The sequence below is a fragment of the Pseudomonas sp. NMI542_15 genome, assembly GCF_021283425.1.
GTDB classification, from domain to species: domain Bacteria; phylum Pseudomonadota; class Gammaproteobacteria; order Pseudomonadales; family Pseudomonadaceae; genus Aquipseudomonas; species Aquipseudomonas fortuita.
Genome location: NZ_JAJSRO010000001.1, coordinates 510,989 through 525,880 on the forward strand (window position 1 = coordinate 510,989; position 14,892 = coordinate 525,880).

A 14,892-nucleotide genomic window follows, 5' to 3' on the forward strand; every position below is an offset into this window, starting at 1 on the left:
AGGCGGGGCAAGCGCCCCGCCAGCATCAACGAACTCCTTCGCCCGCCATTGCGTCAGCGGTGAAAACCGAGTCCTTGTATGGCGGCACGATGCGGTACTGCTCGTTCTTGCCTGCGTAAACGTCGCCCACGAACCAGGATCCGGAGAGCAGGTCGTAGAAGCCGTTGGTCAACGAGGTGACGCCTGGGAGGTCAGGCAGGACAACCGGGGAAGTCCACACCACCTTTGCGAGTTGACCACGAGCGTCGTATCGATCACCCAGGACAGCAGTCCAGGTATCTTCATCGAGGTAGTAGGTGCTCTTCGGCATGACGTGGCGCGCGCCGCTTTTCAAGGTCGCTTCAACTACCCAGACGCGGTGGAGCTCCCAACGCACGGCATCAGCTTTCATGTGGTGCGCATCGAGCAGGGCCTCTGGGGACGATGCGGTGAACACCCGGTTCGAGTTGTACGGGATGTACATCTCTTTCTTGCCGACGAGCTTCCAGTCGAAACGGTCAATTCGGCCGTTGAAGACGTACACCTCGTCAAAGCTCATGACGCCAGCAGTGGCTGGGGTAGGGGTGTCGCAGCAGGCATTAGGCAGGCGGCGAACGCGTCGTTGGCCAGGCAGGTAAGTCCAGGCGGCGGAGTTATCGGCATTCAGGTTTTCAAGGCCAGTGATGGCTTCACCGGCGCGCAGTGGAGGGCCATCGTTGGTCATGCGAATCGACCAGAAAACACCTTTCTCCGGACTGAAACCTGGCAGGTACCAAGGCATCTGCAGATCAGCTCGCGAATCGTTGGTCAGCACGTGCTTCCCATCGGCAGTGGTCAGATACTGCGTGAAGCTGGAGTGCCAGGAGGCTCCGCGCCAACGCAGCAGATGGTTCCAGATAGCCTCTGCACCGTTCTGAGGAATTGGGAATGGAATGCCGCCTGCCGCACCCTGAGGCATTGGCCCGGAAGCACCATCCACCAGCTTGCCACTAGTCGCGTTAGCGAAGGTCGCGTCGTAGACCGATTGCGGTGCTGCAGCACTGCGGTGCGTTGGGTAGACGACAACCTTGTAGGAGTCTGGGTACTTTTTCAGCATCGCCTGGATGCCTGGGGTCAACTTGTCTGCGTACTGAGCCATATTCTGGGCAGTAATGGTCAACACAGGCTGATCGCCGGCATACGGATCGCCTCGCTTACCGCCGTCCTTGTAGGCAGCATCGACTTTGGTGAGACCGCCAGTCCAAGCAGGGATGCTGCCATCCGCATTGCCCGCGCGTTCTCCCCCAAGGGGCGTCAGTGTCGATTTCAGTGTGGCCGCTTGGTCAGCCGAAACCGCAGCCATCGACGCATGGGAGAAGAGCAGCGCAGCACTCAAGGCAGTAAGAGCAGCAAGAAACTTTTTATTGTGGTTCATCGAGACATCCTCGGTCAGAAGGTGCGACTGACAGTAAAGGCGATGAAATCGCGGTCTTTTAGCGGCTGTTCAAAGGTGTAGTGGTTGTTTTCGTCCAGGAAAGTGTTTTCTGGGCCGTAGTAATGGGTGTACGTCAAACCCAGGTTCCAGGTGTTCAGGTAGTTGCCCTTGATGCCGATGTTGATATCGCCACCATGGTCAGCGCCAAAGCCGGTACCCAAGGCCCCGGAGGCGCCATTGGTGTAGCTGAAGCCAACAGGCACAGAGACATCCAGGCCTGACAGGAATTGGCGATACATGGGCTCGTACACCACGCGCAGGCTTGTCGCATCGCGATCGGCATTCGGGTCAAATGCGTCCTTGTTTTTGGTGACGCTCATGACCCTGTTCCAGGCGATTTCACCGAGGAACGTCGCCTCTTGAGAAATGAAGTTAGGCTCCATGCTCGACAGCCACGAGATGTTGGCGTGCAGCGTCCGCCCAGTTGCATACAGCGGGTCGGAGTCGTTGTTGATCGCTTCGCCAACTGCCAGCGTGCGCTGACTGGTGGAGGCCAACGGCTGATTCCAGCGAGTGGAAAGCTCACCAGCAATGTTGTAGTTGCCAAGGGTCGTGGAGAAGCTCGCACCGAAGGCTTCAATACCCTCTGGATAAACCCAGTAGTACTCACCCGCTTTGCCTGACTGCGGGTTGAGGTTGGCGAAGTCTGGGCGAACGTTCAGTTGCGGACTCTTGTCGTGGAATCGAATGGCATAAAGGCCCCAGTCCACCGACTCGGTTCTCCAGCGAAGCTGAATACCGCCTTGCCCGGAGTCCTTAGCCTCCTTGTCGTTCCCATGGTAGAAGGCCAGTGGCTGAGCACCAGGGAACAGGGGCGCGCCAATGAACATGCGCTCATTGCCGTCGCCAAAGTTGTCGGAGCTGGAGAAATAGCTTCCTGCGCCAGGCAGGCGGTTCGCTTCCCACTCGAATTGGTAGTAAGCGCCAATGGACACATCTGGCGTCAGCTGGAGCTGCCCGGATATCTGCTGAACAGGACGGATCAGCTCTTTGAATTGGGTGTTCGGTACCGAAAGACCCTTCACAACGTCAATTGGCGCCATGCCGCCGGCGATACCGTTCATGCCGTAGAAGAGGCTCTCGCCCCATTGCATGGCGTACTGACCGACACGCCCAGTTACTGGCATGTCGCCTATTTCAGTTTTGCCGAAGATGAATGCATCGAGCAGCTCACCTTTACGCCCGTGCAGAGTACGGGTGTCGTCGGTGAAAGCGTCATACCTTACTGAATAGCTGTTCGAGCGCGTGGGGTCGTTATTGTCATTGCCCTGGTTGTAGACATCGTCATACCAAGCAGCGCCACTCACACGTGCGCCGAAATTTTGGTAGGTGATATCCATCTCAGACAGGAGATCAAGGCGATTGGAGATCAGGCCTTTGTTGAAGTTGCGATCACCGTCATCCTGGTTCAACGCGGTTTGACCTTCAGTCAGCTTGTCGCTCTGACTCTTGGTACGCCAGGCTGCACTGTATTTCAGGGTATTGTCCCAACGCACCCGAAGATCGGGGTTGCCAGTTTCAATTTCAAACGCATGTACATCAGGAAGACCAGCCGTAATTGCGAGGAAAGATGTGGCCAGTGCGAGCGGCTTGAGGGGCGGTAATTTTTTCTGGGGCGAGCGATTGCAAGACAGCATTTAAGTCACCTCATTATTGTTCTTGTTTGTCAGTGTTGGCTTTGAGTCAGGTGCATCAGGTTGCGACCTGATGCACCCCAGAATTCATACCGGTTGCGCTGTGACCTCAAGCATCTGCTTCACCAAAGCAATGCGGTCGAAGTCGCGGTCTTTTTGAATCTCTTTTTCGCCGGCAAACAACGATCGCTCGCTGATGTATTTGCAGCGCTCAAAACGGCGAGCCATGAATCGATCCAACTGTTCCGCCAGCGTGCCACCGGAGGTCAGCTCCTCGCTGAGGACGATGGCGTCTTCGATCGCCATGCCGGCACCTTGGCCGAGGTGAGGAGTGGTGGCATGCGCGGCATCACCAATCAGCAGGATGCGGCCGGCGAACCACTGCTCATCAACGAAGACGGCTTCGAGCGGCTTGTAGACGACCTGGGTGTTGTCGGTGATCTGTTCACGCAGTTGTTCGATCAGCCCACCAAAGCCTTCCAGGCGCTTACGCAGCTCTTGGGCAAGATGGTTCTCGTCCATCCAAGGATTGCCTGGCTCATGGGAGGTGGTGAACAGGTACATCAGGTCATCTGCCAGTGGGACAAGACCCGCGTTGCCGAAGGGGCCCTGGTAGTTGGCCAGGTGATCGATCTCTGGAGACCGAGGGAAGTTGTAACGCCAAACAGCTTGGCCCGTGAACTTCGGACGGTATTTGTCACCGAAAACCAGAGTTCGTACTTTGGAGTAGAGGCCATCAGCACCCACAACCAGCGAGTAGCTACCCTTGGTGCCGTCGGTCATGACCACGTCGATGCTGTTTGCGTTCTGTTCGTAACTTTCAATCGACAGGCCCAGGCGTACTTGGGTACCAAGCTCGATGGCGGTTTCGCTCAGCACCTTGTGTAGCGCGCGACGCGAGATTCCAACGTTGGCTGGGTATTGAGGCCCGGCGAGGCGCTGGCCTGGAATGCGAACCAGGGGCACGCCGTCGGTGTTGTAGATTCCGACATCTTCGAATGCATACGCGGCGTCAAGGTAGGCATCAAGCAATCCCAGCTTGGCCATCTCGCGTACCACGTTGCTTTGCTGAATGATGCCGACACCGTAGACAGTCCATTCGGTTTTGATCTCGACCAGGTCGACCGCGATCCCTTTACGGCGCAGCGCAATAGCTGCGCACAGGCCACCGATACCACCACCAACGATCAGGACTTTTTCGATATTCATGAAAGTACTCACGTGTTGTTCTTGTTTGGCTCAGCCTTTACAGAGGCGGCCTTTTTCGTGGTTAGGCTGAGTTTCCCCAGAGACGACCGATTTGACTAATCGAGTCCTCAGATGCGACCTATCGCGCTGCGCGATACCTCGATAGGCTGACCAAGGCTGTCGATCGAAAGGCGAACCAGCTCGTCCTCACACTTGAACTCAAGCGCTGTTAAAAACTTCCCCAGGCATGGGCCGTAAACGCAAAGCCCTGTGTCCGGCATGAACTGCGCTCCATGCGCGTAACAGATGACCCGCTCCCCATTGGCTGAAAGAAACCGATCCTTTCGGTACTCCAAAGGCACATCCAGGTGAGGGCAGCTGTTGCGATAGATGCGCACCTCTCCCTGATGCTTCAGAGCAAACACAGTCGCGCGCCCAGACTCGAACGGATCGAAACCCAGGGCGGTGCCTTCTTGCAGTTGCTGGAGCGGGCAAAGCACCACGCTACGATCCATGGCTCACTCCTGCTTCGGAGGTGGCCCACCTGGTGCCCATTTGTCGCGGGAGCTAAAGAGGAAGAGCTGAGAGTTATCAGCGGACATCGGAGCATGGCGGGCAGCCCAGGCGTCATCGTGCTTGTCCATATCGGCGTCGTATTCGATATGGCAGCCCAGAGGGCTGTTGAAGTACCAGAACCAGTTGGAGCCGAAGAGGTGGCGGCCCGGGCCCCAGAAGCTTGTCCAGCCTTTCTGCTGCAGGCGATAACCAGCCAGGAGCACTTCTGTGCCGCTGCCCATGTGGAAGGTGAAGTGTTCACAGCCTTGCATGTGAGGCGGCGTCTGGATCATGAACAGGCAGTGGTGGTCATCCATGCCGTTCGTGCGCATGAAGGGGCCAACGCCGATGAAGCTGTCAGTGGTCACGAAGCCCAGGCGATCTCGGTAGAACGCTTCACCTTTAGCCACATCGGGAACGAAGTACACCACGTGGGAAAGTGACCGGGGCAGGGCGACCATGTCGGGAGTGATGCCCAGCTGGTTCATCGGGCGTTGCGGTTCACTGCCAGGCGCATTGGTGAGGTCGGCAGGCGCGCTGAACGGACGGCGGCAGGTAACCTGGAAAGCGATGGCAAAGCCAAGGTCATCGACAGTGTGAAGGGCGCCAGCAGCATCCCGATGCACCTCGCGATCTCGGCTCAGCTCATCTTCGATCGCGGCCAGATCGGCAGTGCTTTCTACGCCATAGACCGTCTCCCTGAGGGAAGGAGCCGGGCCCATCGCAGGAGGGAGGGATGAGTCATCGGGCTGACGGATGATGATGGCGGTTCCGTCCAGGGCCTCGAAACGGCCACCTTCGGCGTCCAGGTGAACTGGCTTCAGTCCGTAATCACGTAGGCAATCAGCGCAAGCTTGTAAATCGTCGACGCCAAAAACCAAGGCATCAAGTCCAAGGATCTTCATGGAAACCACTCCGTTGAAATTATGATCCGGCAGCTGGGCCGGTGGTGGTCTCTGCGGTAGGCATGCCGCATGACGCGATTGAGAGTGCGGTCAGGTTTTTGAACTGACTAATCGCAACTTGGGATGCCTACCATCTGCGAACTCGATACATGGTCGCAAAGCAAGGAAATCCGGGAGTGGGGCGGTGGTGTAACAAACGGCCTCTTGACGTATCGATTATGGCGGACGAAGGTATTTCAAAAATAACTACAATCACAAGGATGCATCGCAATGCGATTCCACCACTTGGATTTGAATCTGCTCGTGGCCCTGGACGTGCTCCTGGACGAGCAAAACATTACCCGTGCTGCCGAACGCCTTCACATGACCCAGTCCGCCACAAGCGGCGTACTGGGTAGGCTTAGAAAATACTTCGGGGATGACTTGCTTGTGCAGGTAGGCCGCACCATGCAGCCGACCGCCTATGCGCTTGAGCTGGCAATCCCCGTCCGTGAAGTACTGCTGACCATCAGCTCCTCTATCACTGCGAAACCTGTTTTTGATCCCTCTACCAGCAAGCGACACTTCCGTTTGGTCATGTCGGATTACCTGATTAGTGTTCTCTTCTCGCGGGTGATTCAACGCATTCATCAGGAAGCCCCAGGGATCACCTTCGAGATGTACGCGCCAGGGGAGCAGTCGGTGGAGATGGCCAGTCGCGGCGAGATCGACCTCATGTTTGTTCCAGAGCGGTACTGCATCGACGGGCATCCCTCGCAGCTGCTGTTTGAAGAGGAGCACGTGTGCGTCGTCTGGAACCAAAACCCGCTGGTAGGCGAGACCCTGACCTTGGAAAAATACATGGAAATGGGCCACGTATCTGTCGGTTTCGGCCGCACTCGCCAGTTGAGCATCGAAGAGTGGTTCGTGAACCAGTACGGTTTCAAACGCCGGCTTGAGGTGATCACGAACGACTTCAACACGCTACCTCAGTTGCTGGTCGGCACTCATCGCATTGCCACGATGCATCGCAGGTTGGCGGAGCTTTATTCGCAATATCTGCCGTTGCGTATTCTCCCGCCACCGGTGGAGCTCCCGGTGATGAAGGAGATCATGCAGTGGCATCGCAGCATGGACAGTGATCCCATGCATCGTTGGCTGAGAGAGGCAGTCCGAGCGTCAATCCTGGCACTGGATCAAGCTTCAGCGCCCGAGCCGGCCGCAGTTCCTGAAGCTGCGCACTGACTAACAAACCGGAAACGGCGTGGTTTTCAATGCAGGCATCGCGTTTCGCGATACCTTGCATCCCCACTCGCGATTGGCCAAAACGGAGCCTGCTCAATAACGTCCTTCTCTGATCGTGCCTGGTGTACTTCCCAGCCCCGGGTTCACCTTCCGACTGAAAAGGAAAATAAGAAATGTTCCGCTACTTCCCCACCAATTACGTTTGGAACCTGTCTGTCGACCTCGCCATCGAGATGGGCGCTCGCATGGGTGAGATCGAGGAAATGTGTGCGCCGTTGCAAGAGGCTGCGAAGCAGCCAGACGCAGCCGGCACCGCAGCATTTCGTGAAACCTGGTCAAAAATGGCAGACAAGCTCTGCGGCCTGGCTGAAGAAGATGAGGCTGCAGGCCGCTTGCTGTCGGCGGGCGAGAAGTACAACCGGGCTGCCACCTACTACCTGACCTGCGAGCGCCTGCAAGCACACGGAGCTCCAGGGCGCGAGGCTCTCTACAAGCAGTTCGTGAGCACCTTCGCACGTGGTATTTCCCTATCCAAAGAAAACTGCGAGCGTGTAGAGATTCCATACGAGGGGAAAGTCCTCTCCGGGCTCTTCGTGCGCGCTGAAGGCGTGAACGGCCCGGCCCCGGTTCTGCTGCAGGTCAACGGCTTGGACTCGACCAAGGAAATGAAGTACCGCGTGGGCTTGCCGGCCTGGCTCGCCAAGCGGGGCGTGTCTTCGCTGCTCATTGACCAACCTGGCACTGGTGAGGCCCTCCGCCTGCATGACCTCACCGCCCGCTTCGACAGTGAGCACTGGGCGAGCCGGGTGGTCGATTGGCTGGAAACCCATCCTGAAGTCGACTCCAAGCGCATCGGCATGGAAGGTGTCTCGCTGGGAGGCTACTACTGCCCAAGAGCGGTGGCATTTGAACCTCGATTCGCGTGCGGCGTAGTCTGGGGTGCAAACCACGATTGGCGTGATGTTCAGAAGCGTCGCCTAGAGAAAGAAGGCAGCCTGCCCGTTCCTCATTACTGGGCACATGTTTGCTGGGTATGGGGCGCCAAGGATATCGAGGACTTCATGCCAATCTCCGAGAAGGTTCACCTCGACGGGATCCTGGATCACATCAAAGTGCCGTTCCTGGTCACCCATGGCGAGAAGGACTCTCAGATTCCGCTGAAGTGGGCTCATCGCACCTACGAACAACTGATCAACAGCCCTAAGCGCGAGCTGAAGATCTTCACCGATCGTGAGGGTGGGGTGCAGCACTCCAGCTTCGACAACAGCATCAACGCGGGCCAGTACATTGCGGATTGGGTCGCCGAGACGCTCGGTGGCCGCACCTCCTGAGGCATTTGCTGGCTTGAAGGGTGGGGTGGCTACGGCCACCCTTCTTTGGCTTTCTAATAAACCGTTTGAAGCCCTGAGTAGGTGTAGGAAACTCATAGACGAGCTGGCGCGGAAGGACTCCGAAGAAGTACTGACTGCCGGCGCCACCGCCCAAATACAGAGCTGCTCACGGCGCCTTGTCCTAACTCACCAACAACCATGACCGCAGGGCAAGAACAGTTGCGCAGGCTCCCCCTTGAGCAGCGCGCTGACCTGGCGCAAGAGGTTGTGCCGCGCGATATGCTCATGGGCCTCGAGCTGCACGGCTGTAACGATCAGGCTGAGTAAGAGTAGGGCATCGCTATCCAATGAGCTTATAGGCCCCCGTTAAATTGGGAGCGTACCTCTCGGCGATGCGCGGAATACATTTAAACATCTGGCCGGATGCGAGTGGAGGTGCCTGCAGCACAACTGCCGTGGAAATACCTGCGCACGATCTTCAGCGCCGCGATGAGATGAAGCACGGGGCGTGGAGAGTTTTGTGGAGCATTTGGGCTGCGAAGGAACGCAACACACTGGCCTAGAGGTGGTTAGCAAGGTACGAGCATGACGAATCGCTCAGTTCTCCGTAATATGTTGGCACATCGCCATACAGGAGTTTCAGCGTAATGCCTACAGCCTCCATCTCCGCATACAAGGCAGTTTCACCCCTGCTCGCAAGAAACGCTGTGCCGAGAACAGGTACCGACAATCTGCCAGGCTATTACTCGACTCAGCACGATATGTGGGTTGTTGAGACACCTAATGGTACTCAGCCAGTTATTGCTCGTGGGGCGCTGGACGAGCTTCTCACCAAGACGAAGGTCAATAGTGAAGAGGATGACGACTCATTCGTGACGCTCGAAACGCTCACAAAAACATACTCCAAGCCCGAAAGTGACGACGATCTGGCCTCCAAGGGGCAGGCCCCTCATCTGCTCCAGCTGATGACCAAGACAGATACGGTGATCGAGGAGGATGACACGGGTGACAGCTACGCGATGCTGGAGCTGATGACCAAAACCGCAGTAGAGCTCGAAAACGATGATCCGGGGGATATGCAATTCGGCCTAGATGAGCGCTTTTACCTGGATTGAGGCTTTCCACCATGTTTCTGCTGGTCACTAATCGCCGCGACATAACGATGGACTTCGTCGTCGCAGAGCTCCAACGGCGGGGCTTGCCTTATTTCAGGCTTAACACTGAACTGCTCCCTCTGTCCCAAAGCACGTTGGGCGTGAGTGCCATGGATGATTGGGCAATTGAGCTGGAAGGGAAACGAATTACGGGGCGTGACGTTACCGCTGCCTATTTTCGCAGGCCTGGCGCGCCACAAGCACCTGAGGTAGTCCTGGATGCGGGTGAGCGTGCCTACATTGAGGCAGAATGGAGCAGCTTCCTGAAGAGTCTCTATTTCCGATTGGAGGGTTGCTGGTTCAGTGACCCTACTCAGATCTTCCTGGCTGAAGATAAACCGCGACAGCTCCTGATTGCGCGGCACCTCGGTTTCAATATCCCGGATACCGCCATCACGAACCAGTTGAAGCCCGCCGAGTTGCTGACGGCAGAGGGAAGGGCTATTGGGAAGCCTCTGCGGCAAGCGGTACTGCCGGGCGCGCTGGAGAAGGTGATGTTCACCTCACGGCTGCAGCCATTGACCGAAGCAGATGCGCCTGCGCTTGGCCTTGCCCCGTTGATCATTCAGGCTGAAGTGCCAAAAAAATATGATGTTCGCGTCACTGTCGTTGGCGCTCAGGTGTTCGCCACCGCCATCTGGTCTCAGGATAACGAAGAAACCGAAGTTGACTGGCGACGGGGTAGCCGGCCTGACTTACGACACGAGGCCATTAGCTTGCCCGTTCAAGTGGCTGGTCAATGTCGAGAGTTGGTGCACCGTCTGAACCTGCGGTATGGCGCTATTGATCTGGTGTGCGCCCCAGATGAAAAGCTGTGGTTTTTGGAGATCAATCCAAACGGTCAGTGGGCCTGGATCGAAAATCAAACCGGGTACCCAATTGCTGCGGCAATCGTTGATGAGTTGGAGATGATCCGAAATGGCCCGCTTTGATAGGCAGTTGTTTTGGCCGACCCTAGTTCCACCTACGCCTGAACAGGTTGCAGCAAATGACCAAATGCGCGCCGGGTGGAAAGCATCCATCAACGACGGCAATTGGGATCTGCAGAGCGAAATAGCGCTGGAAGAGGCGCGCCGGATGTACGACGCCGAACAGGAGCGTCGTAAAGGTGCTGACACGAAAGCAGGGGTCTATCTTGCGGCAGTAACCGCACTCATCCCGGTGTTGGTGTCGTTATTGCCGACTCTTTGGAGCGACAAGACCAGTAAAGCCCTTGGCGCCCTGTCGCTGGCGGTGTTTGCGCTTGCAGTGGCGTATGTCCTTCGAGCGGGGTACAGCGCGTTCTGCGTACTGCGCGTGAGCAATGCCCACACGGTGGGAGCCGGCGACATTTCGCGTTGCTGGAGCACGCAACAACCCGCCGCGAGCTTGGCTAAGTCTATCGCTATCAAAGTCATCGAAAACTACCCGGGCAACAACGCCAAGGTGAGCCATATCAAGCTGGCGCATGACTACCTCCTGCGAGCGTTTTTCGTTTTCACCGTGCTGCTGGCTGTACAGGCTCTGTGGCCTTGCGCGGCATGGGTGGTAGAAGAGATTGCCAAGCTCATGGCTCCCGAGGCGAGACGACCGTTGATGATGTGCTTTTCCTGACTAAGCACTGCAAACGAGCAGACCTAGCTCTATGTCACTGTGATAGTACAGGTGGCGCGGCTCGAATCCGGCTATTTAGCAATTTATGAAGAAGGGATGCTCATGTATTTACGTACGCTGGATGTTCAGGGCTTCAAATGCTTTGGGGAGACGTTCTCGATCGAACTCCATGACGGCCTGAACGTTCTGGTCGGCGAAAACGGGGCCGGCAAGACTGGCGTAGTTAGCGCGATACGACAGCTCTTCAATGACTCCGAGTCGGGCAAACGGGTTATCAGTGAGCGTGATTTCTACAGGGGGTTTGGCAAAGATGATGTCACGGCTGAGGAGATCAAAATTCAGGCGACCTTCTCCGGTCTCGACAAGAACGATGTCATCGCGTTTGACACCTGGTGCGGCAACCAGCCCGAGGCAAAACTCACGTTCACGGCACTAAACCAGGAGTCTCGTGGCAGGTTCAAACACCATACTTACGGTGGCCACGAGTACACCAAAGCGTTTGAAACCGAGAAATTGGACTATGTCCACTGCGTTTACCTACCGCCGTTACGCGACGCTGAAACCAAGCTTAGAGAAGGACGCCAGTCTCGCCTCGCGCGCCTGTTAAAAGCGCTCTGCCGCAAGGACATAGAAGCCGCCAGAAAGGCTCGTGTGCTGCATCCGCTGGAGCAGCATGTTGGGGACTTCAATCGTCAGCTATCAGAGAGCGATCAGTTTGCTATCAAAGCCGCCAACCAGCGAATTGGCGAGAGCCTAAAAGCTGCCCTGGGCGCTCATCTCTCTCAGGGCACAATGATCCAGTTTTCGGAAGTGAGCTTCTCTCGAATCGTGGAAGGGCTGAGGCTCCTGTACTTTCCAGACTTGAGCAAGGCTGACGCAGCACAATTTCGTGCGTTGGAAGAAAACAGCCTGGGCTACAATAACTTGCTGTACATCGCTTCTATTCTGGCAGAGCTGACCTACGAAGCCGATGCAGGGCAGGGCGAGAAAACGTACCTGCGCCTGCTGTTAATCGAGGAGCCGGAGGCGCACCTTCATCCCCAGCTTCAGCTCCGGCTCCTTCGGCATCTCAAGAAGGCTGCTGAGGCTCGCGGAATGCAGGTGATCATAACCACCCACTCGACTGTGATCACCGCTGCCGTATCCGTAGATCACGTTATCCATCTATCCAACCTCAATCGCCCCAAGGCTGTCCCCCTCAAGAACTGCGGTCTGCCCACGCAGAGCCGACAATTTGTGGACAGGTGGCTTGATGCGACGAAGTCGAACCTGCTGTTCGCCAAAGGCACAATCCTAGTCGAGGGCATAGCGGAGGCGATGGTCTTGCCGGCGCTCGCCAAAATTGTGCTGCAGCCCTTCGGCGAGGGACGAAACTCCCTGGACGACTACGGTGTGTCGGTTATCAATCTGGGCGGAATCTATTTCAACCATTTCATGCAGCTGTTCTGCAACGTCAAAGCCGAGCATCAAGGTGAAAACATCCCTGTCAGGTGCTCAGGACTGACCGACAACGATCCTCCAAAGTCAGTGATTGAGGACGATGGTGAGGGCGGTCAAAAGAGCGCTCCATTTCTGCCCCATGCAGACAACTGTATTGTCGGCGACAACCCGGCGCTGGGGTTACAAAAGCACATCGGCCTGTCAGAGTTCGCCCGGCTGTTTGCGGGGAAGTACAAAACTTTCGAGTACGATATCGCAATGGAAGGCAACAACCTCAAGACAATGCTGATCGTCGCTGCTGGGCTCTGGGAGGCCCAGAATGGAACCGTGGTGAAAGGCCTAAAAGCAGACGCGAAACTCGATTTTGCTGCCATGAGCTCCGCCCAGCGGGCGCCCTACGCCGGCGCACTACTAGATCGTATTGACTCCGATGACATTGGCAAGGGTATTTACGCCCAAGCCTTCGCAGATGTACTTGAGGCAAATGGGGCCGGCTTTGTTGTGCCGGTGTACATCCGCCAGGCCATCCTCTGGGCGTGCGGTCTGGAAGAGGCTGCGGCCTGATGGCGGCGCAGGATAAGGCAGCTCAAGCGGCTGCAGCCGACATCGAGTTCACCGACCAGCAGCAGAGATACATTGATGCACCGCTGGATAGGCACGTGTACCTGAGAGCCTGTCCAGGCAGCGGAAAAACTGAGGTAGTGGCCGCCAAGGTATGCAAGATCATCCAGGAATGGAACCATCACCCTTCTGGGATCGCTTTGCTCACCTTCCTCAATAGTGCTGCCGACGAGCTCCAGAGCAGGGTATATAAATACCTGCGCGAGCCAATGGGCTTGCCGCACTACATCTCCACCTTCGATAGTTTCGTGCTCACACACCTGCTATCGAGTATCGCCAGCGAGATCACAGGCTTTCAAGGCCGGGACGGCGACTTCCGCATTCGGATCATCGATAAATCAGCTGATATCTACCGCACGCGGAACAAGATCTGCGGGCGTACCGTTTCAGCCTGTCGCTACAACTACGATAAAGGATCCAAACGCTTCGTCTTTTCGACCAACGATCGGAAGTGGGATAACGAAGCCAACCTCGCCCAACAGGACGAGGCCGACCAAAAGACACTGTTGACGAACAAAAAGCGGCTTTGGGCCGCTGGCTTTGCGACCTACGGTGACATCGATATTCTCGCTTTGGTCGGCATGCAAGAAGAAAAATTCAAAGATTACTTCTCGCGTATTGCACGCCGATTCCCGTTGGTGATCGTCGATGAGTGCCAAGATTTGTCGGCTGAGCAGCTTTTGATCGTCAAAAGGCTGAGCCTACTAGGCGTAAAATTCCATTTTGTAGGTGACCTTAACCAGTCAATTTATGGTTTCAGGAAGTCGAATCCAGCAAGCGTGCGTCGGCGCATGGAGGAGCTTGGCTTCGAGGAGTACGTCCTCAACGAGAATTGGCGAAGCAGCCAAGCCATCGTAGATGTCTGTTCCAACATTCTTCAATCCGACCGTGTGGTGGGAAATCCCCGTATCGCTTCAGTAAAACCGAGGGTCGTCGAGTATCAGAACTGCCCGTCGGAGGTGCTTCCAGCCATTCGAGAAATGAGCCTGATACATGACAAGGTGGTGATCGTTGCGCGAGGATATACAACACTGCAGCGTTTACGTAATGGTAGAGCTTTCGAGGGCATCGAGCTGCTGGCGCTGGCCTGCCTAAACCTCAAAGCAGGCAGGTTGACGGACATACCGCAATGCCTGGAAACATTCGGTAAGTGGCTGGCGGCCCGACTAGAACTGCAGGTGACGAAAGCAGGCCCTTACTGCCCTATGGATATTGAGTCAAAACTGGCGTGGCGTGTATTCCTTCACGACGGCCTCCAGTTCTTGGTGGAACACGGCGTAGGAGATGGTAATCAAACTTGGTCGGACTGGGCCAGGGCAGCAAAAATTGCGCTTGGAAAGCTGCCAGATCAATCATTCGTACCTGTAGAGGTGCGTAAGCATTTAGAAGGGCTGAGAGGCCTTAATTTGCGAGCCCGTTCTGGGCAGGGGAAGATGCTGATCTCAGAAAGGTTGGCCGAGGTACCTGATGTAGTCGCCCAAGGTGACTGCCTGCGTTTCGAGACGATTCACGGCGTCAAGGGTGAAACACACGACGTGACTGTGGTTGTATCGTCACAGAAACCAGGCGTGCATCTGTCGCACTGGAAGGACTGGCTGCGTGACCGGACTTCCGAAGCTGCGAGATTTGCCTACGTGGCGAGCTCGCGGCCGAAGCATGTGCTGATTTGGGCAGTGAAAAAATTGAAGGCTGAAGATCGGCTAGTGCTTGAAGGCCTGGGATTCGAGCTCCCGTAGATGATTAAGTTAGGGGCGGCCAAGCGTTAATCGCGATGGGGAGGCGTTCCACAGGGTC

General features: G+C 56.3%; 12 protein-coding genes. 7 read left to right on the forward strand and 5 right to left on the reverse strand.

The window, feature by feature from the left end:
• Window positions 1-25: 25 nt before the first annotated feature.
• The 5 genes from LU684_RS02300 to LU684_RS02320 all read right to left on the reverse strand — a co-directional run bounded on the left by LU684_RS02300 (window position 26) and on the right by LU684_RS02320 (window position 5,735).
• A complete protein-coding gene (locus tag LU684_RS02300) occupies window positions 26-1,393 on the reverse strand; it encodes a DUF1329 domain-containing protein (RefSeq protein WP_182369130.1) in 1,368 nt (455 codons plus the stop codon).
• A gap of 14 nt (window positions 1,394-1,407) precedes the next feature.
• Window positions 1,408-3,090, reverse strand: a complete 1,683-nt coding sequence (locus LU684_RS02305) for a DUF1302 domain-containing protein (protein ID WP_181098000.1) — start codon at window positions 3,088-3,090, stop codon at window positions 1,408-1,410.
• 84 nt (window positions 3,091-3,174) lie between these two features.
• A complete protein-coding gene (locus LU684_RS02310; protein WP_181098001.1) occupies window positions 3,175-4,296 on the reverse strand; it encodes an FAD-dependent oxidoreductase in 1,122 nt (373 codons plus the stop codon).
• Between the two features lie 107 nt (window positions 4,297-4,403).
• Window positions 4,404-4,790, reverse strand: a complete 387-nt coding sequence (locus tag LU684_RS02315) for a Rieske (2Fe-2S) protein (RefSeq protein ID WP_181098002.1) — start codon at window positions 4,788-4,790, stop codon at window positions 4,404-4,406.
• A gap of 3 nt (window positions 4,791-4,793) precedes the next feature.
• Window positions 4,794-5,735: a VOC family protein gene (locus tag LU684_RS02320; protein WP_181098031.1), complete on the reverse strand. Its 942-nt coding sequence runs from the start codon at window positions 5,733-5,735 to the stop codon at window positions 4,794-4,796.
• A 270-nt stretch (window positions 5,736-6,005) separates the two neighbouring features.
• Between LU684_RS02320 and LU684_RS02325 the strand changes: the two genes are divergently transcribed.
• From LU684_RS02325 to LU684_RS02355, 7 genes are all read left to right on the forward strand, one after another.
• Window positions 6,006-6,959, forward strand: coding sequence for a LysR family transcriptional regulator (locus LU684_RS02325; protein WP_181098003.1), 954 nt, complete (start codon window positions 6,006-6,008; stop codon window positions 6,957-6,959).
• 173 nt (window positions 6,960-7,132) lie between these two features.
• On the forward strand, window positions 7,133-8,290 hold the full coding sequence (locus tag LU684_RS02330; protein ID WP_232894068.1) for an alpha/beta hydrolase family protein: 1,158 nt from the start codon (window positions 7,133-7,135) through the stop codon (window positions 8,288-8,290).
• A gap of 647 nt (window positions 8,291-8,937) precedes the next feature.
• Window positions 8,938-9,405: a hypothetical protein gene (locus LU684_RS02335; RefSeq protein WP_232106899.1), complete on the forward strand. Its 468-nt coding sequence runs from the start codon at window positions 8,938-8,940 to the stop codon at window positions 9,403-9,405.
• Window positions 9,406-9,416: 11 nt separating this feature from the next.
• On the forward strand, window positions 9,417-10,376 hold the full coding sequence (locus tag LU684_RS02340) for a hypothetical protein (protein WP_182369128.1): 960 nt from the start codon (window positions 9,417-9,419) through the stop codon (window positions 10,374-10,376).
• The gene (locus LU684_RS02345) at window positions 10,363-11,037 is read left to right on the forward strand and encodes a hypothetical protein (RefSeq protein ID WP_181098006.1); all 675 of its coding nucleotides are present in this window, start codon (window positions 10,363-10,365) and stop codon (window positions 11,035-11,037) included. The genes LU684_RS02340 and LU684_RS02345 overlap by 14 nt, the downstream gene beginning before the upstream one ends.
• A 102-nt stretch (window positions 11,038-11,139) precedes the next feature.
• Window positions 11,140-13,041: an ATP-dependent nuclease gene (locus LU684_RS02350; RefSeq protein ID WP_181098033.1), complete on the forward strand. Its 1,902-nt coding sequence runs from the start codon at window positions 11,140-11,142 to the stop codon at window positions 13,039-13,041.
• Window positions 13,041-14,834, forward strand: coding sequence for a UvrD-helicase domain-containing protein (locus tag LU684_RS02355; protein WP_219857734.1), 1,794 nt, complete (start codon window positions 13,041-13,043; stop codon window positions 14,832-14,834). Before LU684_RS02350 ends, LU684_RS02355 begins: the two co-directional genes overlap by 1 nt.
• Window positions 14,835-14,892: the final 58 nt, after the last annotated feature.

What these genes read in the sequence shown, in the direction of transcription:
- LU684_RS02300 (WP_182369130.1), bottom strand. Translation starts at nt 1,393, where the DNA reads ATGAACCACAATAAAAAGTTTCTTGCTGCTCTTACTGCCTTGAGTGCT.
- LU684_RS02305 (WP_181098000.1), bottom strand. Translation starts at nt 3,090, where the DNA reads ATGCTGTCTTGCAATCGCTCGCCCCAGAAAAAATTACCGCCCCTCAAG.
- LU684_RS02310 (WP_181098001.1), bottom strand. Translation starts at nt 4,296, where the DNA reads ATGAATATCGAAAAAGTCCTGATCGTTGGTGGTGGTATCGGTGGCCTG.
- LU684_RS02315 (WP_181098002.1), bottom strand. Translation starts at nt 4,790, where the DNA reads ATGGATCGTAGCGTGGTGCTTTGCCCGCTCCAGCAACTGCAAGAAGGC.
- LU684_RS02320 (WP_181098031.1), bottom strand. Translation starts at nt 5,735, where the DNA reads ATGAAGATCCTTGGACTTGATGCCTTGGTTTTTGGCGTCGACGATTTA.
- LU684_RS02325 (WP_181098003.1), top strand. Translation starts at nt 6,006, where the DNA reads ATGCGATTCCACCACTTGGATTTGAATCTGCTCGTGGCCCTGGACGTG.
- LU684_RS02330 (WP_232894068.1), top strand. Translation starts at nt 7,133, where the DNA reads ATGTTCCGCTACTTCCCCACCAATTACGTTTGGAACCTGTCTGTCGAC.
- LU684_RS02335 (WP_232106899.1), top strand. Translation starts at nt 8,938, where the DNA reads ATGCCTACAGCCTCCATCTCCGCATACAAGGCAGTTTCACCCCTGCTC.
- LU684_RS02340 (WP_182369128.1), top strand. Translation starts at nt 9,417, where the DNA reads ATGTTTCTGCTGGTCACTAATCGCCGCGACATAACGATGGACTTCGTC.
- LU684_RS02345 (WP_181098006.1), top strand. Translation starts at nt 10,363, where the DNA reads ATGGCCCGCTTTGATAGGCAGTTGTTTTGGCCGACCCTAGTTCCACCT.
- LU684_RS02350 (WP_181098033.1), top strand. Translation starts at nt 11,140, where the DNA reads ATGTATTTACGTACGCTGGATGTTCAGGGCTTCAAATGCTTTGGGGAG.
- LU684_RS02355 (WP_219857734.1), top strand. Translation starts at nt 13,041, where the DNA reads ATGGCGGCGCAGGATAAGGCAGCTCAAGCGGCTGCAGCCGACATCGAG.